Here is a 23,995-nt window from a genome sequence, read left to right on the forward strand (position 1 = left end):
CTTATTAAAAATTATAGTTTAAACGGGCAAAATAACTTCTGCCGTAGAAAAGATTCTGGTTACCAGAACCGGCATTATGACTGTCACCTGCTACAGTTGTGTTTCTGATGCTGGATACATCAAAAATATTTTTTATTCCTAAAGCCAATTCAAAATGATCTTTAAAGAATGGCTGGGAAACAGTAAAATTCATCATGTTAAAATCTCCGATTTCCCCAAGAACATACTGTCCCGGATCCAATGGATCCTGAGCGTTTGCCTTATGAACATACTGTCTGCTTACGCCTGAGTATTTATAATAAAGAGCAAAAAGCGTCCTGGTTTTTGGAAGGGTATAATTAGCAGCTAAATTAGCTTCTACATAAAAATTAAAGTCTTCCGGAGAATTAAGTTTTCCTGTATTTAAAGCCTGTGAAATCCCCAGTGTAGAAACTCCTGCGTTAAAACTCAGGTTGTCTTTTCTTACATTGACACTTCCACCGAATAACAGAGATTTATAACTGTCAATATTTAAGTAAGTATATTTAAGTGGGCTGTTGCTCACAATCACGCTTTCAATTCTGTTTTTCACATCAAGATACATTCCTGAAGCGCTGAAATTGAATTTCCAGTCGTTGGCATTTTTGATGTTGTAGTCCCAGAACAAACCTAGAGAATATCCCGTTTCCGGTTTAAGATTTTCGTTTCCTCTGATATCGTGGTTATTGTCCACCATATAGGTATATAACTCATCGTAAGTCGGAAATCTGTTTGCTGATCCGAAAACACCACGGATATCTGACTTTTCATTAAAGTTATATCTTGCCGTCATTGAATAATTGAACTGAGAGTCAAATTGATCACTCAATGCCAATCTTACTCCGGGACGTACAGAAAAACGGTTTGTCAGTTTCCATTCTGCTGATAAGAAATTGGCATAATTGAAAATTGTTCTGCTGATATCCTCTTTCCCTGTCATTCCGAAAGTTCCTGTAGTACTGCTCGCAAAACCTTTCGTTCTATCCAATTCGTATCCTAACTGGAAATTGATTTTTTCACTGTTAAGGAAATTGCTGAACATACCTCTTGAATAAAAAACTTCTGATTTGTAGTAAGTTTCTTTGGCATTTCTGGATTTCTCAATTCTGCTTGGGACGTCATACTTATAATCCTGGTATTTTCTTTCCTGGCTTTGGTAAGAAAAATCTCCTGTATAGTTTATTCTTGAACCCAGTTTTGTCTGGATATTAAACTGGTGAATCCATCTTTTGGTAAAATAATCTTTATCATTTGATACATATGTTCTGTTTCCCTCTCCCAATATATCCACCGTTACAAGCGGATTATAAAAATTCACGGTTTCTGTAAGGAAATTTACCTTGTAGAATAAAGAGGTATTGTTTTTTGCATATCGAACTGCTGCGTTGGTTATCAGCTGATCTTTCGGCTGCCATTCGTAACCTCTGAGTGCTTTATCCGGATCAAAGAATTTGTATCCTTGGTATTTTCCTTTATATCCCTGAAAATCATTATGGTTGATATCTGCCGTAACCGTCCAGTTTTCTGATAATTTATACCCGATATTTAAAGACTGAACATGACGTCCGTTTCCTTTTTTAAACCAGTCATACTCTTTTCCTACTGTTTCTTCCTGCAGGCTGGCGGAAAGATTAAACTTTTTAGAATAATTCTTTTTGGTAATAATATTGATAACCCCTGCTACAGCGTTATTTCCATATTCCACACCCATTGATCCTTTTACAATCTCGATACGCTCGATATTATTTACATTGAGTTTTGTAAGGTCAACCAGGTTTCCCATTCCCTGATCGCTCACCACAGGAATATTATCAATAAGAACTTTAGTATATTCTCCACTAAGCCCCATGATATTGGCATTGGAGTCTCCACTGCTTCTGTCAGGTTGTATTAAGATATTAAGATTTTGATTAAGAACCTCCGCTACATTCGTAACAGCCATGTTTTTGATCTGCTCCGCATTAATAACTTCTACTTTATAAATGGATTTATTAATAGACTGCTGAGTATATTGTCCCGTAACGACAACTTCTTCTATTTTCTTCTGATTAAGAGAATCTTTTTCTTGTGCACTCATCCATAAGGCCATGGATAATGATAGAACGGAAAGCACCTTCTTCTTCATAGAGTAAAAATTTTGGCAAATATAACGCTTTATTTAGAATAGTTAAAAATAATGAAAAATATTATTTATTTTTTTACCTTTTCATAAGAATTGTCATTCCACGGAAGCTTCTATATAAATGTTTTTAACTAAATATTGATATTTATCATAATTTTTTTGTTAAAACTAAAATATGATGAAAAAATAGAGTTATTAATGATCAACAGAGAAATTAATGGAATACGCAGTTTGGAAGTTAGCAGCAGCCTTATAACTTGCGAAAGTCTCAATAATCTAACTGATTAGCTTTAGTGTAAAAAGGGCAATAAAATAAGCCAGGGATTATATTTTAATTTCAAACCATTTCCCTATGTCTTCTTCCATCTCCAATACTTTGCGAATAATTTTATAATGAAAAACAACCGGTTTTATGTAGACAATAATAAAATTTGAATATTAAATTTATGATTATTTAGAACAATTAAAAATTAATACTTATTTTTGTAGAATAATTCTAAATAAAGATAATGTTATGAAATTAAAACTACTTTTAGGAACATTAATGTTTACGGCTTTTACAGCGAATGCGCAAGTATCATCTATAAATGAAAATTTCAGTTCTTTCACTACAGGTACAGGTTCACTTCCTCAAAAAGGATGGAGTACGGTAATCCCTCCTTCTTCAAGCCCTACCAACCCAAGTCTGGTACCAATGCTTACTGTTGAGCCGGGAACCGGAAACAGTTTTGTTCAGGCTTATTCTTTCTTTGCTGGAAATAAGGCATTTTATCTGATCACACCACAAATTGTCGCTCCCAACGGTACTCAGACTTTATCATTCAGTTCTGCTCTTATCGGGGGTACACCCGGAGGAACAGGAACACTTGAAGTAGGTCTTGTAGCAAGCCCGACCGATATGTCTACTTTTACTCCTGTAGGAAGTCTTATTAATCTGACATCGCCTACGGATGCAACAACGAGTATTACCGTGCCGGCTTCAGCTTATCAGTACATTGCATTCAGATTTACAGCAAGTGTGAATCACGTAGCATTACGTATGGATGATGTGGTATTAACCGCTGCCGGTGCATTAGGTGTTGCCGACTATGCGAAATCAAAAGAAAATATGCTGTTTGCCGTGAATGCTAGTAATACAGCTCTTGAGTTTGTATCAGCAAAAGCACCCAAAAATATTCAAATCTATTCTGCTGCAGGACAGAAAGCTACAGAAGGAAAACTAAACGGACAAAGATTTGATATCAGTACACTTCACACAGGAGTTTACTATATCCTTATCGAAACTGCAGAAGGTTCAGTCATAAAATCTAAGTTCATCAAAAAATAAGGTTTATTAGACAGTATCCCTTTATAAAGCCGGCTGGAAGTTTTCCAGCCGGCTCTTTTTATCTCCAAAAACAAGAATATTGATCGTAGAATTAAATAGAAACACGATAAATATCATGTTTTTATTTAGAATGATTAAAAATAATTATATACTTTTGTAGAATCATTCTAAATAAGAATATAAATTTTACTTGTTATGAAAACAAAATTACTTTTGACTTCTTTGTTTGCACTTTCAGTTCAACAAACAGTACTGGCACAGACGGATGCTAATGGATACACGACAGTTAATCTGTCTATGGGGAGCAGTTACCAGAACCGTGTTTTTTTCGATTTTAGTGCCAATAATATAGTATCACAGCCCGCCAATTCATGGGATGTAGCTTTTTACAGAGCTTCTGCAACTAATTTTGGAACAAGAATTAATGACGCTTATGATATCAAAGTGTACCAGGTGTCTGCTAACCCCTCTGACTGGAATACCATCACTAGCAATAGCGTAGCTTCTTACGGAGCCCCACTTTTTAATGTTGACAATACGAACTTCCTGCAGGAAGGTGCTTTTGAACAGGGTTCCGCAACCTACGGATGGGGAGAATACAACCCGGGAAACCACCATGTAGAAGGAAAAGTAATCTTCATTATGCAGTACGCTTCGGGAGCATCTGTTAAATTTATGATTGAAGATTATTTTTCAGGGTATACTTTTAAATATGCAAAATGGAATGCAGCTACCTCTTCATGGGATGCTACACAAACAAAAACAATTGCCAACGGAAGTGATGATGCTTATTTCAACTACTTCTCATTTGCTACCGGTGAAAAGGTTTCCAACCTTGAGCCTTCAAGAGCCAACTGGGATATGATGTTTACAAGATATTACACAGATTATCCTTATACAGACCAACAAGGAAACCCACAAACCATGAAGTACAGAATGTCCGGGGTTATTCAGAATTCAAATATCACAGTAGCCAAAGTAAGACCTGAGACTCAGGAAACAGCAACATCTACTATTCCTGCATCCACTGCATTCTCTAGTAATATTACGACTATCGGTCATTCATGGAAGCCTACTTCTGGAGTATATTCTGATGCAGTATATTATGTAAAACAGGGTTCAGACTATTACAGAATGTATTTTATTTCCAATGAAGGTACTCAAACCGGAAATATGTATTTCAAATACAAGAAGATTACAGCCACTTTAGGGATTACAGAAGTAAGCAAAAAAGCTTCTTTCGGAATTTATCCAAACCCAACAACGGCTGATAAAAAAGTAACTGTTCTTTTTGACGTTAAAGAAAAAGCAAACAATAAAGGAAGCATAGAGGTCTATGACCTTACCGGGAAAATAGTACATACTGCAGAACTTAGCAATCAGGCTGGTTTCTACAAGCAGGATCTGAACTTATCTCACCTTACTGCCGGAAATTATATGGTAAAAATCACTTTCGGAGGCAGTACGGAAACGAAAAAGCTTATCGTAAAATAAACTCAAAATTATAATACTTTCTATTTTTTCTAATCAAAAGGCGGTTTCAGAATCTGATACCGCCTTTTATGTGGTATTTTATTTTTATTGAAAGATTCAAGCATTGAAAAATTTAAAGATTAAGAGATCCTATGATTACTTAACCTGAATTTTTAAATCCTTCAATTTTTAAATCTTTAAATCTTTAAATCTTTAAAATCAATAAATCTTAAACCCCTTATACACTTCCGCAGAGCTTTCCATCATTTTTGAAGCGTCTTTACGGAAATTAAGAAGATGATCCTGTCCAAGATGTCTGCTATGGTGCTCAACGCTTTCCCACAGTTCGATCAGAAAGAAGGTTCCTTTGTTATCTTTATCCTCGATAAGGTCATACTGAAGACATCCTTCCTCTTTTCTCGTCTCTTTTACAAGGTTTTGAAAAAGTTCTACAGCGTCCATCAGATAGTTTTCGTTAAACTTAAAAAGCGCTACTATATGTAAATTCATGTTGTAATATTTAGTGGTGTAAAAGTAGAATATTTTCAAAACGAAAAATGTTTTTCAGGTATTTATTTTTCTACAAATACGGCCTGATTTAATCTGAGTTCGCGTAAGGTATTTATTTTAGACATCAGATTTCAGATTTCAGATATCAGACTTTCAATTAAATTAAGAATGTGAATGGTGAATTTTGCTTCGCAAGTGAATGGTGAATACAGATTGGAAAATAAGAGCTAGGAATCAAGATTTTTAGATGTCAGACTTTCAATTAAATTAAGAATGTGAATGGTGAATTTTGCTTCGCAAGTGAATGGTGAATATTAGAATCAAGATTTTAGATATGAGACATAAGACGATAATTTATTAGCTTAATTACTACCAACCTGCAACTCATGAACTAGCAACCAGCAACCAAAATCACCCCGAAACTCATAACTCATAATTTATAACTTTCTAAAGAAACTCAGATTATTTAAAAACTGATTTATAAATAGTTATAGAACTCATCACAATCACAAGGATTCCAATGACTACAAACATTTTTTTCACCGGAAGCTTTGCCGTAAGCATAGCAGAAAAAGGAGCCGTGATAATTCCACCGATCAGAAGCCCCAGGATAATATTCCAGTGCTGGATTCCGAGGGTAAAGAAAAAAGTGACGGCAGCCGTTATGGTTAATATAAATTTAGCCACAGTAGAACTTCCCACCGCAAATCTTGGTGTAAATGCATTCTTAATCAAGGTTCCGGTCACCAATGGGCCCCATCCTCCTCCTGCAAATGAATCTATAAATCCACCAATGACACCCAGTCTTGTCAGGTTGGTCTTTCTTTTCATGGCCCGGTTCTGTTTCTTTTTAAAAGCGTTGGACAAAATCTGGATTCCCAGATAAAGGGTATAGAAAGCAATAATCGTTTTGGTGATTTTAGCATAATATTCTCCCAGATACGTAAGACTTACCGCTCCGATAACCGCCCCGATGACTGCCGGAATGGCAAGCTTTTTAACCAGGCTTTTACTTACATTTTTGAGTTTGATATGGCTTAAACTTCCCGCCGCTGTGGTAAAACTTTCCGCTGAATGGATACTTGCACTCACAATATGAGGCGGAATATTAAGGAAAAGAAGTGTCGTTGTACAAATCACACCATAGCCCATTCCCATGGATCCTGCTACGATTTCTGCCACAACTCCTACCAGAAGCATCCAATAAAATACATAATTGTCTTTGGCTAAAATATTCAGCAGTTCATCCATATAGCCGAGTTCGTACATGGACAAAACGGAGATCAGCAGGACTGCAGCTGTAACAAAGAATACATTGAGTCTTATCTGAATTTTTCTTGAAATTATCATATTAAATATCATTACAGCCCCTGCTCTATCTTTTCAGTTTCATGGATCAGATCTTTTGGCAGATCTAAAGGTCTCGGAAACTTTTAAAACCTGCACCAGAGCAGTTTTTAGTGTGATTGGGCCATTTGGGCTACTGCAAATATCAAATAAAAATATTATCCTACCAAAAAAGTAGACTAATTATTCAAAAAAAAGGACCGGGTTAATCAACCAGATCCATTAAAGTTTTTTTCTCGAGAATATTCAGTGAGGCGTCCCGCACTTCAATGAGCACATCATGCAGCCCGCAGTGATCTTCATTGCAGTCTTCACATTTTTCATAGAAGTTTAAGCTGACACAGGGAAGCATGGCTATAGGGCCGTTCACCAGCCTGATAATCTTGGCCAATTTCACATTTTCAGGATTTTCTCTCAGGAAGTATCCTCCTCCCTTACCTTTTTTACTGTCAAGGATATCTGCCTTTTTTAATTCCAGCAGGATATTTTCTAAAAACTTTAAAGGGATCTTCTTACGTTCCGCAATTTCGGATATAAGGACCGGGCCATCATTCCTTTTTTCTACAAGGTACGAAAGCGCTTTAAAAGCATATTGGGATTTTTTTGAAAGCATTACAGCAAAAATAAGAAAATAGTTTGAATTATATAAATGGGAACATGATGATCGAAAAAATGTATTTTCTCTAATTGATACATTAACTTTCATAACGTTGTTCTTTTCCCATTAAATTCTTATGTTTGTCACATGTTCAGTAAACAAGAAGCTCAACAGCTAAAAAAGGAATTTTGGACGGCTTTTGGAAAGTCTTTTCCCAGAAAATGGCTCCTCTATGATACGAAGATCAAGGATATGTCATTTAAATTTAATGCCGATAATAAAAAAGCGGAGGTCTCATTAGACATCGAAATGAAGGATGAAATCTTCCGGAATGCGTATTATGAGAAGATCTGGTCTTTGGAAGATATTTTGAAAGATTTTATAGGAGACTTTCAAAAAGAAGAATTTTTTACGCTTGACAATGGTAAAGTCATCAGTAAGATCTGGGTTGAAAAACATGATGTTTCTGTATTCAACAAAAATACCTGGCAGGAAATTTTCGAATTTTTCTGGGATAAAATGGATGGCTTTGAAAGGTTTTACTATGAATACGAGGACTTTATCAAAGATGTTTAATATAAAAATCAATATCGAACAGAAATAAAATAAATCAAATTTTACCTTTTTAATAAAAAACTAATCAACCTATTGAATCTCAATGTCTGTCCTGATATACATTTAATCATGAAATAATGCAGATTTTAGAAAAATATAAGCTCTTTTTTGTAGACCGTCCCTTCACTTTTCCCGGTGATAAGACGGTGAATATGAAAACAGCCATACACCGCATTGACAATGATTTCCTGGGGTATTTTCTAAGCCGTTTCAAAGATGACGAAAGCATTGATGAAATGGTTTCAGAGATTGATTTCATTATTTCAGAAGGCTTCTATGATCCCGACTCCTGCATGGAGATCTATCTTGATTTTCTCACTATGAGATACACGGATACTTCTGCCCTGTTTGAGGATATTGATCCTGAGCAGACACACCTCCAGGAAATTCCTTTCTCAGATCTCAAGGAGATACTTTTTTTATGGAAAGGTTTTCTGCATACGGCTCCATTTGACAAAGCCGATGTAGATAAGAATACTGAATTTCAATACCATATGACGGAATATGAATCTGAAGAGGAAATAGTTTCAGCTCTGATAAAAACATTCCACGAGGTAGACTTTTCTTTGATAAGAACTGAAAATATTGGTAGGTACAGGAAAGAATTCAGTACAGCTTACAGTAAGGGAAAGAATGATGAGTTTTATCTTACCAGCCTTTATGACAACAATGACCGGATGATTTATGAAAAGGAAGAAAATTATTTTAACGGAAGATCAGAAGTCATCATCAGAAAATATTATTTTGACGAACAGCTCCAGTATAGTGTAGAGCTTTTATATGATGATCATGGTGAGTTTTCCGCCATCGAACATTGTAATGCAGACACCCCATATATTTATGCTTCAGAGATGGATCTGATATACCCGGGTTTCTTATCAAAAAATCCTTATTATAAAAATTCAGATATTATTCCTTAATTCTCTGATTTTAAATATATTTGAACTCACAAAAAAAACACCCATGAAAACTGAGTACAGAAGTAAACATTTTAAAGTCGTGGACAGCATCCATGCTTATGGGAAAAAGTACAAATGGTATGTCATACAGACAACCAGAATAAAACCCTAATCCCTTTAACGGATCACAATTCCGTTAATGATAAGTGTATCCTAACACTATCAACGAATTTCTACCACAACTGTAAATATCAATGGTTTTTGAACTTCAGGAATAATCATCCTGAAAAAATGCTGCACAAAACTGCATAAAATTCCTAAAGCCAACTTAACCAAAGCAGGATAATTGTATCTAAAGGCTGCGGGATTTAAAGGTGTGTAAGATATTCCCAATTTTCCCTGACACAAACACAATGGTAACACAACCTACATTAAACGACTAACATGAAAAAAGTATACAAAAACATTTTTGGCGAAGTGATTTCAAAAGCCAAAGCTGAGAAATTAGACGATTATCATTTATATTATTACGAAAAAGATTCTGAAGTGCTGAAAGAGATTGAATTTCTCACCGAAGATGAAATATACAGCATCAATTATTTCATGAACCACGAGGAGGATGAAAAAGAGATCGTGAACTACCTGAAGGAAAAATCCGACCTTTTTGATATTGAGAAAAGAGAACATGCCGGAGATTTCATCATTGCCACCAACAAAATGTATTCGCTGGCTGTAGATGAAAAGCCTTTAGTTTCAAAGACCGTTTTTTATCACCATGACCCTGAAAACTTTATCTGCTCTCAAATCCTTGATAATGAAACGCTTCAGCCAATACCGGAAAGAACAACAAAATGCTGGTACGCTTCTGACGAAAACGGCGAAAAATATGCCGCTATCGAATTCAGCTATCAGGAAGACGGAAAACTGGAACTGGCTATAGACAAAACACCCAATCCTGATAATGATGAGGAATGGGAACATTATGAATATGCTACTTTTAAAAATCTGCAAAGCAAGATTGACGCAGATATAAGTTACTACAAAACCGCTGCCCTCCTACCTAAAATGGCAGATAAAGAATAAAATACATTGAAATTTTACCGGAAAATCCAAACATTTGTTTATATTTTTTCGTACTTTAGTGAAATAAAACATGCCGGGTTTAAGAGTGTTTCAGACACTTTTGAACCCGGCATCATTATCAACTATTAACTTATCAATCACCAATCACAATGGAAGAGAATTCGTTTGTATTTACTGATGGGAAAGATCCCAAAATGATCGAAGCGTATGAAAAAGCAAGAGAAACTTTTAAATATTTCTGGCGGGAGCAGTCCTGGGAAAACAGAAGGATTATACCGGGTCTTGATCTGGCCTGTGTGAAAGCTTTATTCAGCCAGGAGGATCCAGAAACCGGAGAAAATACCGTGGAGCATATGTGGATCAATGAAATTGATTTTGACGGTGATACCGTAAGCGGTTTTCTGATCAATAACCCCAATGATCTGACCAATATACAGGCCGGAGATTATTTTGAAATCCCTCTGAATGAGATCAGTGACTGGTTATTTGCCATCACTCCGGCCGTAAAGAAACCGAAAGGACTTTCCAAACTGTTTTCTTCATCTGAAAATCTTCTACCGAAAACGTACGGCGGATTTACGATTCATAAAATGCGTGCCGATATGCCGGAAGATGAAAGAAAGGAACATGATGAGGCCTGGCAGCTGGATTTCGGAGATTTCAATGATATCCTCGTCGTGAACGAGCAGAAGGAAAAGCCTGAAAATCTGACAGAGCATCCGATGAGTAAAAATATGGAAGGGGAATTCGTGAAATTTCTACAGGAATATCCTGATGAACTGACCCATGCGGATGATAATGGCCTGACACTTCTTCACAAAGAAACAATTGCCGGAAATTTAACTTCTGTAAAAATTGCCCTGCAGGCCGGAGCCGATAAAAATGTAAAATCCAAAAACGGAAAAACAGCACTGGACTATGCACAGCAGCTGAAGTGGGAACATATCATTCCGGTTTTACAGGGATAAAAATATTTTAACTGAAAATAATATATAATAAAAGAGAAACTCCGGTTTCTCTTTTTTTTTGCTTTAGACTTTAATTTCTGTTGATTATTCTCTTCCCGTAATACTTTAGATTTAGTCCCGGACGATTATAATACGACACGTTTTGTCGCTATGTGATGATATCTTTACCTTATTAAAACTAAAGGCGACATAGAATCACGAAGAAGTGATAAAGTTCACATTAAATCTCATTAAAGAGACTTGTGAATGTGTTAAAAAACGTTAAATTTGCAGCATTATTTATAAAACTAATATTAACTTAAAACACAAACAGATGAAGAGATTCTACTCCGGTGCACTAACCTTGTGCACACTTCTCGGGCTGTCTGCCCAGGAAGTAGTGTGGCAGAAAGACATTAAGTCTTCTACACAGAATTTTCTAAGCCAGGTTACAACAACTATCGATCAACAATATCTTATTTCGGGAAGCTCAATTCAGGGAAGTTCCCTTCGAGAGCCTCAGGGAACAGGTAAGCAAAATAACGGTTACGATTTTCATTTAATTAAATTGAATCAGCAAGGAGAACAGGTTTGGGAAAAATATTTCTCAGGGCAGAATCACGATTATCTGTCAGCTTCTGTAGCCACTCAGGAAGGAGGATTTCTTCTTGCCGGAACTTCTTATTCCGGAAAAGGACTCGATAAAAAAGAAGATTCCAAAGGTGGATCCGATATCTGGCTGATCAGAATCAATGAATTTGGAGATGAACTTTGGCAGAAAACACTGGGAAGTTCTTCTGATGAGGAAGCACGATCTGTTATTCAGACTACAGACCTTGGATTTTTTGTAGCCGGAAATAGACAAAGTTCCCTTCGAGAACCTCAGGGAACCAGCGGTTATGGTTCAAAAGATGTTTGGATTTCCAGATTGGATAAAAACGGTAAAGTTCTTTCCGAAACTGTTCTGGGTGGAAAAGGCCTGGATGAAGTGGAAAAAATGATTCCTACCAGAGATGGTGGAGCGTTGTTGGGAGTTTACTCGAGAAGTTCCGGGATCCGGGTTTTGGGTTCCACGGATAAGTCAACTTCGGCAACCTCGTATTCCGTGTCCCGAACTGCTAAGTCTACGGATAATTTTGGCGAAGGTGACTACTGGATCGTCAAGCTCGATAAAACCGGAAAAGTAGAATGGGAAAAGAATTTTGGAGGAAAAGGCGATGATCATATCAGAACATTGGCCTTAACATCAGCGGGATACCTAATTGGTGGAGAATCCAGATCTGAAAGGTCAGGGAATAAAACGGTAGGAATTGAAGAAGGAACAGATCTTTGGCTAATTTCTTTAAATGAAAGAGGTGATGAAATCTGGCAGAAATCTTACAATTTCAAAAACCGTGATATTCTGATGGGGATGAGTGTTCTTCATTCAGCTGATGATAAATCTTCAAAAGGAATTCTTTTAGGAGGTTATACGCAGGCAGAAGGAAAAATACAAACAGATGATGAAACGTTTTGGATGCTTTACCTGAATCAGGACGGAAATGAGCAGTGGAGAAAATATGTGACAGGAGAATCCAGAAAGAAAGAAGAAAGGCTTTCAGATATAAAATTAAACAGAGATGGCTCCATTATTCTGGCAGGAACCAGTGCGGAAGAACTCGGAAAAGAGAACTGGAAGATTGTGAAACTGGGAGATAGCCAGATCAATACATTAATTGAAAAACAAGATATTAAAATATATCCAAATCCGGTTTCAGACTATGCTTACGTAGAAATAGGCTTTGACCATTCGACAGGCTCAGGGCAAGGTTTTAAGGAAGCTGATATTATTCTGTACGATATGGGTGGAAGACAACTTCAGAGCTTGAAGACGAAGAATAAGGTGACAAAGATCAATACTCAGAATCTGATTCAGGGGGCTTATCTGGTGACGATAAAGACAGATACGAATAAGACGGCGAGTGCTAAATTAATTAAGAAATAAACTAAGATGAAAAAAATATCTATAAACATGTTGGCTCTGCCACTTTTTCTAACCATTGGAATACAGAAAGGGCATGCACAAAATAATGTTGGTGAAGTAGTGACCAATCCAATTGCCTCGCCATCCATGGCTTCACTGTCGCGCTATTCAGATATACCTATTAATGAGTCTACCGGAATACCCAATATAAATATTCCATTGTTGAGCGTTCCAATGGCTGATAATGCCATATCCTACCCGATCAGTCTAAGCTATAATGTGAAGAATTATGAAAATGCTGACCGGATCAGTGATGTAGGTTTTGGGTGGTCGCTATTGGGAACCAGTGTTATTTATAAAAAAATTATGGAAGATCTGGATGAATGCTATGATAATCCTTTAAGACCGGGCCATATCAATAATGAATTCAATGATCTCTATTATTACGCAATACCGGGTTTGTCTGGAAAATTCAGAATTAAAAGAGATGTTTCTGCCAATACATTTACGCTTATCAATCTTAGCCCGAACAATGCTAAAATAGAGTATGTAAGAGATAGCAACACGACAACGTTCAAGGCGGATCATTTTACCATAACAGCTGATAATGGTTATAAATATTATTTCAAGGAATATGATTACGGACAATACGCATGTCCTGACACAGTAGCTCCTCATAGCTTTAAATCATCCTATTTTCTGACAAAGATTGTTAATCCCATTGGTGTTGAGATCGCCACATTGGAATATGATAAGAAAAATGAAATTCTCAGCACAGGAAGAATTGTTTATCAATATTGCAAAATAAAATCTATAAAAACCACAAAAGGAGAAATAGTATTTGATTTTGCCTATGATGAGAATTTAAAAGAGACAGTGAATGATCCATACACGCTGAATACAATCAGCCTGAAAAATCCTGCAGGGGAAATATACTCTAGTTATACCATCAACAATGGTATTGTTACGCATCCTTTTGACGATCCACTCAAGAGAAAACGTGTTTTAAACTTTATCAGAAAAAACGATAAAAACAATGTGAAAATTGAGCATACATCTTTTACCTACCAAAATATAACTGAGTTAGGCCGCACTACCGATGGTATTCTGGAAAAAATGATTCTTCCTACTGGGGGTGTTGTCAATTACAATTATGAAAATAACGAACAGTTTTTTGACTACAGCAATCCTGATCATTTGGCATATCTGGACCAATATGGTTTTGACCCTGCCGTTCAGACTAAAGAAACTCTAATAAACTCTCCAATCAATACTCAAACTACCCAAACTTACAACTTCACCATACCTGGAGACGTCAGCAAGGTTAAAAAATTTGAATTGGCCATAGACGTTTCAGACTTTACATATCCGATTCCTCCAAATCCTGATCCCAATGACCCTTTCTATCCACAATTGCCACAACCTGACATTCATCCCAGTCTTACTTTTGTCCTGAAAAAAGGGACTCAGGAAATTTTGAATAAATATTTCACGTATCAATCATCTCAAGGTACGGTTGATATAACCGTTAATCCGGGGAATTACACCCTTGAAGTTTCATCAGTGGATGGGGCAAAAGGCGTGGGAAGTTTTCAGGTTATTGGAAGAAAATTTTTACCGGGACCTTTCAGAAACTCAATGTCTGCAGAAGGAAAAAGAATTAAAAATATCAAATATTTTAAAAGTCTGTCCGCCACCACTCCGGAGAAAACCATAAACTACGGGTACGATTCTTTCACATTACCAAACAGCAGCAGTGGCTATTTGTTTTATAGTGAAAGAGACAGTGACAGTGAGCCCGCGTCAGCTTATGTACTTTACAACAGTGTAAAAGTTTCAGAAAATGGTAAAGGGTATATCAAAAAAACGTTTAAAACACCCCATGATTACCCCAAGTACCAGAACGGAGGAACACCGCAGTTACCTACTTATTTTTGGCCGTATTATAACATTACCCGAGGCGGTTTGCCCTATAAGGAAGAGGTTTATGACGAACAAAATAAATTACTGGTATCAAAAGAAATCAACTATAATTTTGATACTTATTCTGATGTTGAATACAATTTAAACCTGTTGTTAGGTGATAAACATTTCAGCAAACCTGCATATATAAGAAAAACAACTCAAAAGGATAAATTGTTTTATGAAAGCGGAAGGACACTTAACAACGAGTCTGAAACTCAGATCAGTAATTTAAATTTCAAACCTAGCTATAGTAAATCCGTTGTTGACGGAGATATAAGAGAAAAATTCCTTACTTATCCTCTGAACCTTCCCGGCTACGCTCATCTGGAGAATGCATATATGACCGGATCACCAGTAATAACAGAGGACAAAGAAAATGGCAAGACCCTTTCAAAGTCAAAAACAGTATTCAGCAATGCTTCTTTATTACCAACCTCTGTTATAGAAACCAATATAGCAGACGGAAGCACAAAAGAAAGTTTAAAAATGGATCTCTATGATGACAGAGGAAATCTTCTCCAGTTCTCAAATTCCGGAGGATTAGCTACTGCCCTGATTTATGGTTATAACAAAACTTCTTTAATTGCAAAAGTGGAAGGTGCAACCTACAGCGAGGTAGCTTCACTGGCAGCAGATATTATTAGTTTATCAGACAGCGATAATATAAATGCAGGTATTGAAGCAGCATTACTGATATCACTGGATAATTTTAGAAAAAAATCAGCTTTAGCCAATTATTCAATAACCACCTATACTTATGATCCTCTGGTGGGAATTACCACTACAACGCCTCCATCCGGTTTAAGGGAAGTTTATGAATATGATCTTTCTGGAAGACTGACGAGAGTGAAAAGAATGGAAAAAGACCCTGGTGGAACTATTACTTATAAAACATTAAAAGAGTTCCAATACAACTATAAACACTAATGTAACCATGAAAAAGATTTTAAGTATTTCAAGCTTTTTGTTTGTAGCCATGTATTTTGCACAGACCAATCTCACCTCTTCCGAAAACTATGTGTACAGCAAGACCTGCCTTAATGACGACTGTACAAAAGCTTCAGAAAGTGTACAGTATTTTGACAGTTGGGGAAAACCCATTCAGACGATTGATATAAAAGCAACCCCACAGGGAAAAGATATGGTAGGTCATATTGAATATGATCAGTTTGGAAGACAGGCGAAAAGCTATCTTCCCATACCACAGGCCGGAACCCAGAATGGGGCCATTTACACATCCCCACTTTCCAATGCTCCTGCCGTCTATGGTGCAGAAAAAATATATTCAGAGAAGATATTCGAAAACTCACCTTTAGATAGAGTCAATCAGCTTGTACAAGTAGGAAATGACTGGTCCAATAAACCGGCTCATCTTAATTATGATGCCAATAGCGATGGCGAACTCACTAAGTATACCGTTACCACGACATGGTTTGAAGGAAGAACTAAATATGTTATTGATAATCCGGGATATTATAGCAGCAATACGCTGTCTAAGAATACGGTCACCAATGAAGACGGAAATGTAAGTATAGAATTCAAAAACAAAAAAGGACAAACGGTTCTTCTCAGAAAAAAGGATGGCAATCAGAATGTAGATACTTATTACCTATATGATGAATATGGGCAATTAGCTTATGTGATCCCTCCGCTGGCTTCACAATCCAGCTCTATTGATGATACTACATTAAACAACCTTTGCTATCAGTACCGCTATGACGGCTGGCACAGATTGGTTGAAAAGAAAGTTCCCGGAAAAGGTTGGGAATTTATAGTTTATGATAAACAGGATCGGATTGTAGCGGTACAGGACGCTCTAATGAGAGCAAAGGGACAGTGGCTGTATACCAAATATGACCGTTTTGGAAGAGCTGCGTTTACCGGAATCAACACAGGAGGAGAAAGAACGACCGAGCAAGCTAATGCCAACAGTTTTGGAACTAACAATGCAACACGAACTCAAAACGTTTTCTTTAACCGGGAAGGTATGGATGTGTATTATGATCCCAACGGAACTTATCCTAATGTTAACTGGGTAAAACTTTTATCCGTCAATTATTATGATACCTATCCTTCATACAGTTTTACTCCTGCTTTTCCCGGGACGATACTGGGACAGCCGGTTATTACCGATGCACAGAATGCTTCGGTGAATACGTTGGCGATGCCTACCTTAAGTCTTGTAAAAAATATTGAAGATGACAACTGGACCAAAAGCTTCGTCTATTATGATACTCAAAGAAGACCCATTGGAAGCTATGCGATCAATCATTTGGGTGGCTATTCGAAAACGGAATCCGAACTGGATTTTGCCGGTGTAACAAAGCAGGCTAAAGTCTACCACAAAAGACTCAGTACAGATACTGAAAAAGTGATCTCCCAGACTTTTGAATATGACAACCTGAACCGTATGAAAAAACAATGGCATCAGATTGATGGCAATACGCCGGAATTGATGACAGAAAACACCTACAATGAAATATCTCAGCTTTCTAACAAAAAAGTAGGAAATAATCTTCAGAGCATCAATTACACGTATAATGTGAAAGGTTCTTTAGTTAAAGTAAATGATCCTGCCAATCTCGGAACCCAGTTATTTGGTTATGAACTGAAATATCAGAATCCTCAGGCCTCAAATGTTGCCGGAGGACAGTATAATGGAAATATTACAGAAGTGGACTGGAAAATGGCCACCGACAATACCCTTAAAAGATATTCATACGTTTATGATCCTCTGAACAGGCTTAAGGACGGAATTTATTCGGAGCCCAATTCTACCAGTCCTTACAATAATAATTATAATGAGCATGTATCTTACGACCTGAACGGGAATATCAGTACCTTAAAAAGAAACGCTTTTCCCATTTTAGGAACTACCTCAACTATGGTAGATGATCTGGTTTATCAGTATATGGGAAACCGACTGGATAAGATCACCGAAAATTCTTTGAATGATACCGGCTATGAAGGCGGGAACAACATGATCGATTATGACCTGAACGGAAATATGATTACCATGAAGGACAAAGGCATTCAGAGTATTACTTATAATTTTCTGAACCTGCCGGATACTTTCGGGATTGTGCAGACAACATGGGGAGAGACTGTACGTTCCAATTTAAACTATCTGTACCGTGCAGACGGAACCAAGCTGAGAAAAACCTATACCAGTGCAAAAGATGGAAGAGGCAGCATACCTACAACACGTATTACAGATTACTTAGATGGTTTCCAGTATTCTTATACCGAAGGAGGCGGAGGTATATGCCTGACTTGCAGAACCGAAACCGCTTTTGAACAGCAGGCATTTAAAAACATCAATGAGTTTCCGGGAATTGGCGGCACACCGGAATGGAAACTTGATTTTGTGCCTACAGCAGAAGGCTTTTACAGTTTCACGGAAAACCGTTATATTTACCAGTACAAAGACCATTTAGGAAATGTAAGGGTAAGTTTCACCAAAAACAGCGCAGGCGCTCCTGAAATCTTAGATACCAGCAATTATTATCCTTTCGGATTGAACCATACCGGAGGAAACGGCTTAAACAGCAGCGGTTTCGGAAGCTGGCAGAGTTACAAATATAACGGAAAGGAACTCCAGGAAACCGGAATGTATGACTACGGAGCGAGATTCTATCTTTCAGACATTGGCAGATGGGGCGTAATTGACCCGATGGCTGAAAAGATGAGAAGACATTCTCCGTATAACTATGCTTTTAATAATCCTATTAATTTTATAGATCCTGATGGAATGGTTCCCGGAATGGCAAACGGACAGATCAATTGGATGGATGGCTCGGGGCATTGGAACTTTGATCCTGCTACTACCGTAATGGGTGGAGATTGGTTTGATGGTACTCAGAATACTTTCTGGCAGGATGCAGGAGGGGGAAGTGGATTTGGAGGAGGAAATGGGAACTCTCTTTTTGGAGAAACGCAAGCGTATAAAGACCTTATGGAAGCCTTTTTTAATGGCGGTACTGGTGGATTAATAAATAAGAATAATACATTAAGATGGTGGACAGATTATGAAGACCCCGATTCAGATGTTACAGGGCTGGGAACATTGAACATGTTGAAATTGAAAGCTTCTAATACTTTGAATAAGTGGTATAGTTTAGGAGGACAGGGAAATTGGTTTTTTGGAACAGGAGCAGCATTATCAGGTTTTGCTGGAGCTGTACAATCAGAGCAAATGTATACACAGGGTATAAGAGGAGGTTTATCTGGAAATTACGCTCTTACAGGTAGAAACCTGAGTTTATTTAGAGATATGCCAATGACAAAAGTGTCAATGCCAATTTCTCAATTGGCAAGATGGGGGGGAATAGCGGGAAGGGTATCTGTGGGATTTGGAATTGCTGCCGATTCATACATGTGGTACAATGGGAAAATTTCAGGGGCAAAGTTCGGAGTAAATACTAGTGTAGGTGTATGGGGATTAACTGGTGTAGGGACTATTCCTGCCATCTTTTACTTTGGAGCAGAGTCATTTGTCACCGGAGGTTTTGAGGGATTTATGAATGGAGCGGAAAAAGGATATTCAGAAACCCGAGACGTTTTAGGGCCAGGGTGGAGACCAGTTCCTCTAGGAGGTAAATAAAATAAAGTTTTTAAATTATGAAAATTAAGGAAGCATACTATTTTTCCTATTATACGCTTTACAAAGCTTGGAGTAAAAATGACAGCCCTTTTCTTTCAAATGACTTTAGGGCAGATATATGCCTTATTGCTTTGAAAATATGGATATTTATAACAATTGATGCTTATTTGAGCATTGTATTGAATATTAAAAGTAAGCTTTCAATTACAGACTTAAGAGGAATTATTCCAGTAGTTGTGGCAATAGGAACGACATTATATTTTTTCACACTTTCAAATAAATGGAAATCATATTTTGAACTATTTGAGAATTGGCCTAAAAGAAAAAGACGAACAGGATATACAATTGTCTGGTGTTTAGTGATCTTTATATTCGTTAATTTATTTTTTTCAGTAGAATTAATGAAAAGTTTGAAAAGATGAAAATTATGAGACTCCCTCCCGATTGCCGCACTGAACAGTTCAGTTTTTTTTAGGAGGTGATGAAATAGATTTTTTTCCCCAAGCTGGCGCGAGCGTCACGCTCGTGTCCTTTTAAAAATAAAAACCACTGTTTTTTGCAGTGGTTTTATTGTAAACAAAGAACTATTATATTTACAATGATACAAACCATCTTGAATATACAAGGGGAAAATGAGGAGTGTAAATGGTATGGCTATGATTGGGGAAGGTTTCGATAAACTATTAATCCAAACCACTGCCCCAGCTTGGCAACCTGTAAAATAAATTATATGAAAGAAAGAGACTTAATTATAAAACAAATTCAAGAAAAATTACAAATTGAACTAAGACCAGAAAATATTTCCAAGATGACCTTGGATGAATATAGAGATTTTATTATTTCAATGTTTGAATATATAAATTTATACAAGGATAAATATCTTTTAACATCCTTAGATTTTAGTGAATTTGCAAATGACTTTGTATATAATTATGAAGATGATGGTTATGAAGATAATTGTGGCGAAAGAGTAAGATTTTTTATGGATGAATTAGCGGTTTTATACACTTACCATCCACCATTTTTTTGGGATTCTAACTTTGAGGATTTCAAATATAAAATGAAAAGTTCTATCTCGAAAGGTAATGGTTTATAAAAATGCTCAAGAGATTATATGAAAGAAAAAGATATTATTATAAGAAAAATTTTAGAAAAATTATATATTGAATTTAATCCGGAAAATCTCTCAAAGTTAACTTTAGATGAGTATAGAGATTTCTTCTTTTCAATATTTGAATATATAAATTTGTATAAAAGTAAATACCATTTGACAGAAGAAGATTTTGTTGAATTTAGCAAGAATATTCATCATAAATATAATTATGATGAATACGAAGATAATTGTTGGGAAAGAGTTGCTTTTTTTATGGATGAGTTGATATTTCGTTTTTCTACACCTCCTCCGTATTTTTTTCATTCTAACTTTGAAGATTTTAAAAATAAATTGAAAAGAGATTTTACAGAAGGTAATGGTTTATAAAAATGCGAGTGCATGTCACATAGAGTTAATACTTTTTTATATTCCTATTTTCAAAATTCCCAGCTGGCGCCAAAGTCACGCTCGTGTCCTTTTAAAATAAGCCACTGTTTTTCACAGTGGTTTTATTTTAAACAAAAAAGAACTATTACATTTACAGCTACACCGCTCCGATCTGGGAAATGTACGCTTAAGCTACTCTAAAAACACAGCGGGCAGCGCAGAAGTTCTTGAAGAAAACAATTATTACCCGTTTGGCTTAAAACACGAAGGCTATAATGCACTCACCGGAAACCCGGCCTACAATTACGAGTACAACGGAAAAGAGCTGCAAAAAGAAACAGGCTGGACTGATTATGGAGCCAGAATGTATATGGCAGACATTGGACGTTGGGGTGTAATAGATCCGCTTGCTGAGCAGTACAGAAGATTTACACCTTATAATTATGCCGCCAATAATCCTATCATGTTCATTGATCCGGATGGAAGAAAGATAAAAGCACCCGGTAGAAAAGGAGATGGTATGACTTATAATCAACCTATTACAGGAATGATCAGTTATTTGGGAGCGGGAGACCGTGCCAGTGTTTCCGCTTTTCTTGGATTGGGAGATGGAATGGAGTATTTTTATGGAATAACCGATAGTGGCGGCGGCGGATCAACTTCGGGGTTATCTTTTACCAGCTTAAGTGGAATTATCTTTGCTCAAGCTTATTTTGGAAATGCTGGTTCAGTTAGTAGTTTATTTTCAATGGTAGATCAGTTAAAGCAGGCTGGATTTGATGATCCAGCGAATACTAAAGCAAAGTATGAACAAGCTCCAAAGTTATTAAGTGTTGGACTGCTTAGTGATTTAAATTCTATACTTAATGTTGTCGCAAAACAAAATCCAAAAGCAAGTGTATTTTTTAAAGAGACAAAAAGAAGAGATATTGTAGCAAAGGCTGAAGGCTACAGAATTTTATTAAATATGGATAATATTTCTAATGTATTAGAATTTTCTTATGCAATTGGGCATGAAATTAATCATTCAATTACTTATTATTTTTTACCCCAATTTTATGAAGTGATAGGAAGGAAAGGGCGTAATGAAAGTAATGCTTTTGGGTATTTTTCAGAATTTATTTCCTATTCTTGGGATGAAAAATGGGGTAATCCTAAAATATCAAATGCTAAGGATTATCTTTACAGGGTTCATGGTCCAGAGGCCAAAAATGTAAAAGCTAGATACGAACAGATATCAATTGATATTGTCAATAATAATATAGGTAATTTAATTCAAGGATATAATGTCTTTATTAATAATGCTAAATTAAAAATTGGAAAATGAAAAAACTAATAATTCTAATACTTTTCTTTTCATCTATTATATCTTTTGGACAAATTGATATTAAAATAGTTTCATTAGAGAAAAGTTCTTCATCGAGGGGTGAAATGGTAATTGATATTATTAATTTGACTAATGACTATTATGCTTTACCTCTTGATAAGAAAAAGTTTAAAGGCTATAACTCAGATGAGCTTGGTAATGAAATTACTTCTTTTGACCATCCATATAATTTTTTTGCACCAGTTCTACTCTTTAAGGACAGTGTGGCTAATGAACCTCTTACAGTTTTAATGAGGAGTTATGATGTTGGAGAGGATGAATATTTAATTAATAAGATAAATAAAAAAGATATTAAAGAAAGAAGGCAAATAGCCAAATGGAAAAAAGAAAATAACCTGCAAAATGATTTTGAAGCTAAAAGAAATATGTTGGTGATGGATCACCTTATCTTCTTAGCACCAAAAGAAAAAATGAGATTAAAAATAAAATTAGATATTTTTGATATAAGGCGCGGAGATACATTCTTTTATGACTACTATTTATTAAATGATAAAACTAACTATGATTTAAGTATCCAGCTAACCATAGATAATAACGTTTATAATTATCTGACAGATGAGCAAAAGAAAAAATTTAAAAAATATATTTTCTTTACTGGTGCCCTTAAAAGTAATTCTATTTCTTTCATATATCATTTTTTCAATTAACAGAATTCATAAATTGTAGATAATATCCCCAGTCTTACGTAAGCTTCACGCTTGTGTTCTTTAAAAAAAAACAAGCTGGCGCGAGCGTCATGCTCGTGTCGTTTTAAAAATAAGCCACTGTTTTTCACAGTGGTTTTATTTTAAACAAAGAACTATTATATTTACAATTCTACAGATTACATTTGAAAAGCATGAATTTATTCGTAACAGACATAGACAGTGATTATCAAAGTTTAATTGATAACAAAGATTTTACCGCCGTGAATTTTCCTATTGAAAAAGCGGTTAAAATTTATGGTAGCAGTTATGACAGACTAAGAGGCAAGAACAAATTAAAACTTGAAATTGAAGATATAATAGGATTTAAAGATGACCACTTAAACTCATGTTCAGCGATAGAAAATTTTCTGGTTTATACTTATTATTTATTAAAAACAAATAACAAGCTGGTAGTCTTTACGGCTGGATTATCATTTGCATCTATTGATCACTATATTAAAATAATGGAAATTATTGTGCCCAGGTTGGGTAATCGCACATTACATGTTGTCAAACATTTTACTGATATTAATGAATCTCAATTAACGGATCTGTACATACACATCCCTACCATTGATAAAGAAATTATATTTGATTTTATGAAAAACTGGTTGGTCGGATTTAAGCCTAAAGAAGAATATTTTAGCTATCCTCAATACTTTGGAAAAATAGAGTTTGAAACTGATGATTATTTTGAAATGCTTTCGTTTATTTTATCTGAACCCAACAGGGAATATGATTTCTACTTTAAGAATAAAAACCATCCTCAATATCGTAAAGGAATGATTCTTATCCACAAGAATTCCATGTATTTAGGAATTGGTGTCAATAAAAGTGATGTAAAAGATTTCATTGATAAATTAACCAAAGAATATCATAAGACACCTATTATTTCCAAGGGATTCCCATATGCATAGATATGAATGATAAATTCTATGTTTATAATTCCCCCAGCTGGCGCGAGCGTCACGC

General features: G+C 36.0%; 19 protein-coding genes. 15 read left to right on the top strand and 4 right to left on the bottom strand.

All coding sequences use genetic code 11. From position 1 onward, the window contains the following. Positions 1–4: 4 nt before the first annotated feature. Positions 5–2,143, bottom strand: coding sequence for a TonB-dependent receptor plug domain-containing protein (locus IW22_RS10605; RefSeq protein ID WP_034726373.1), 2,139 nt, complete (start codon positions 2,141–2,143; stop codon positions 5–7). 511 nt (positions 2,144–2,654) lie between these two features. Between IW22_RS10605 and IW22_RS10610 the strand changes: the two genes are divergently transcribed. Together IW22_RS10610 and IW22_RS10615 are read left to right on the top strand one after the other, a co-directional pair. After that, a complete protein-coding gene (locus IW22_RS10610) occupies positions 2,655–3,467 on the top strand; it encodes a T9SS type A sorting domain-containing protein (protein ID WP_034726374.1) in 813 nt (270 codons plus the stop codon). A 195-nt stretch (positions 3,468–3,662) separates the two neighbouring features. Next, on the top strand, positions 3,663–4,961 hold the full coding sequence (locus IW22_RS10615) for a T9SS type A sorting domain-containing protein (protein ID WP_034726375.1): 1,299 nt from the start codon (positions 3,663–3,665) through the stop codon (positions 4,959–4,961). A gap of 198 nt (positions 4,962–5,159) precedes the next feature. Here IW22_RS10615 and IW22_RS10620 read toward each other — a convergent pair whose 3' ends face one another. The 3 genes from IW22_RS10620 to IW22_RS10630 all read right to left on the bottom strand — a co-directional run bounded on the left by IW22_RS10620 (position 5,160) and on the right by IW22_RS10630 (position 7,410). Then, positions 5,160–5,450 carry a putative quinol monooxygenase gene (locus IW22_RS10620; protein WP_034726376.1) on the bottom strand — a complete coding sequence of 97 codons (291 nt, stop codon included), beginning with the start codon at positions 5,448–5,450 and terminating at the stop codon, positions 5,160–5,162. A 462-nt stretch (positions 5,451–5,912) separates the two neighbouring features. Next, positions 5,913–6,800, bottom strand: a complete 888-nt coding sequence (locus tag IW22_RS10625) for a sulfite exporter TauE/SafE family protein (protein WP_034726377.1) — start codon at positions 6,798–6,800, stop codon at positions 5,913–5,915. 202 nt (positions 6,801–7,002) lie between these two features. Beyond that, on the bottom strand, positions 7,003–7,410 hold the full coding sequence (locus tag IW22_RS10630; protein WP_034726378.1) for an RrF2 family transcriptional regulator: 408 nt from the start codon (positions 7,408–7,410) through the stop codon (positions 7,003–7,005). Between the two features lie 132 nt (positions 7,411–7,542). On the opposite strand from IW22_RS10630, the gene IW22_RS10635 reads away from it, so the two are divergent. The 13 genes from IW22_RS10635 to IW22_RS10695 all read left to right on the top strand — a co-directional run bounded on the left by IW22_RS10635 (position 7,543) and on the right by IW22_RS10695 (position 23,940). After that, positions 7,543–7,971, top strand: a complete 429-nt coding sequence (locus IW22_RS10635; protein ID WP_034726379.1) for a DUF4268 domain-containing protein — start codon at positions 7,543–7,545, stop codon at positions 7,969–7,971. 116 nt (positions 7,972–8,087) lie between these two features. Beyond that, positions 8,088–8,930 carry a hypothetical protein gene (locus IW22_RS10640; protein ID WP_034726380.1) on the top strand — a complete coding sequence of 281 codons (843 nt, stop codon included), beginning with the start codon at positions 8,088–8,090 and terminating at the stop codon, positions 8,928–8,930. A 423-nt stretch (positions 8,931–9,353) separates the two neighbouring features. Further along, the gene (locus tag IW22_RS10645; protein WP_034726381.1) at positions 9,354–9,992 is read left to right on the top strand and encodes a hypothetical protein; all 639 of its coding nucleotides are present in this window, start codon (positions 9,354–9,356) and stop codon (positions 9,990–9,992) included. A 149-nt stretch (positions 9,993–10,141) separates the two neighbouring features. After that, positions 10,142–10,960: a DUF2314 domain-containing protein gene (locus IW22_RS10650; RefSeq protein ID WP_034726382.1), complete on the top strand. Its 819-nt coding sequence runs from the start codon at positions 10,142–10,144 to the stop codon at positions 10,958–10,960. Positions 10,961–11,273: 313 nt separating this feature from the next. After that, entirely contained in the window at positions 11,274–12,923 is a 1,650-nt protein-coding gene (locus tag IW22_RS10655) for a T9SS type A sorting domain-containing protein (protein ID WP_034726383.1), read from the top strand. Between the two features lie 6 nt (positions 12,924–12,929). After that, positions 12,930–15,794, top strand: a complete 2,865-nt coding sequence (locus IW22_RS10660) for a hypothetical protein (protein ID WP_131401723.1) — start codon at positions 12,930–12,932, stop codon at positions 15,792–15,794. Positions 15,795–15,801: 7 nt separating this feature from the next. Next, positions 15,802–19,470, top strand: a complete 3,669-nt coding sequence (locus IW22_RS10665; protein WP_081873933.1) for a DUF6443 domain-containing protein — start codon at positions 15,802–15,804, stop codon at positions 19,468–19,470. Between the two features lie 17 nt (positions 19,471–19,487). Further along, positions 19,488–19,892: a hypothetical protein gene (locus IW22_RS10670; RefSeq protein WP_034726385.1), complete on the top strand. Its 405-nt coding sequence runs from the start codon at positions 19,488–19,490 to the stop codon at positions 19,890–19,892. Positions 19,893–20,200: 308 nt separating this feature from the next. Then, positions 20,201–20,566 carry a hypothetical protein gene (locus IW22_RS10675; RefSeq protein ID WP_034726386.1) on the top strand — a complete coding sequence of 122 codons (366 nt, stop codon included), beginning with the start codon at positions 20,201–20,203 and terminating at the stop codon, positions 20,564–20,566. A gap of 18 nt (positions 20,567–20,584) precedes the next feature. Then, positions 20,585–20,950 carry a hypothetical protein gene (locus IW22_RS10680; RefSeq protein ID WP_034726387.1) on the top strand — a complete coding sequence of 122 codons (366 nt, stop codon included), beginning with the start codon at positions 20,585–20,587 and terminating at the stop codon, positions 20,948–20,950. 172 nt (positions 20,951–21,122) lie between these two features. Beyond that, positions 21,123–22,277 carry an RHS repeat-associated core domain-containing protein gene (locus IW22_RS24815; protein WP_117616581.1) on the top strand — a complete coding sequence of 385 codons (1,155 nt, stop codon included), beginning with the start codon at positions 21,123–21,125 and terminating at the stop codon, positions 22,275–22,277. After that, entirely contained in the window at positions 22,274–22,984 is a 711-nt protein-coding gene (locus IW22_RS10690) for a hypothetical protein (protein WP_034726389.1), read from the top strand. The genes IW22_RS24815 and IW22_RS10690 overlap by 4 nt, the downstream gene beginning before the upstream one ends. A 191-nt stretch (positions 22,985–23,175) precedes the next feature. Next, entirely contained in the window at positions 23,176–23,940 is a 765-nt protein-coding gene (locus IW22_RS10695; protein ID WP_034726390.1) for a hypothetical protein, read from the top strand. Positions 23,941–23,995: the final 55 nt, after the last annotated feature.

Source organism: Chryseobacterium sp. JM1 (assembly GCF_000737715.1).
GTDB lineage: Bacteria > Bacteroidota > Bacteroidia > Flavobacteriales > Weeksellaceae > Chryseobacterium.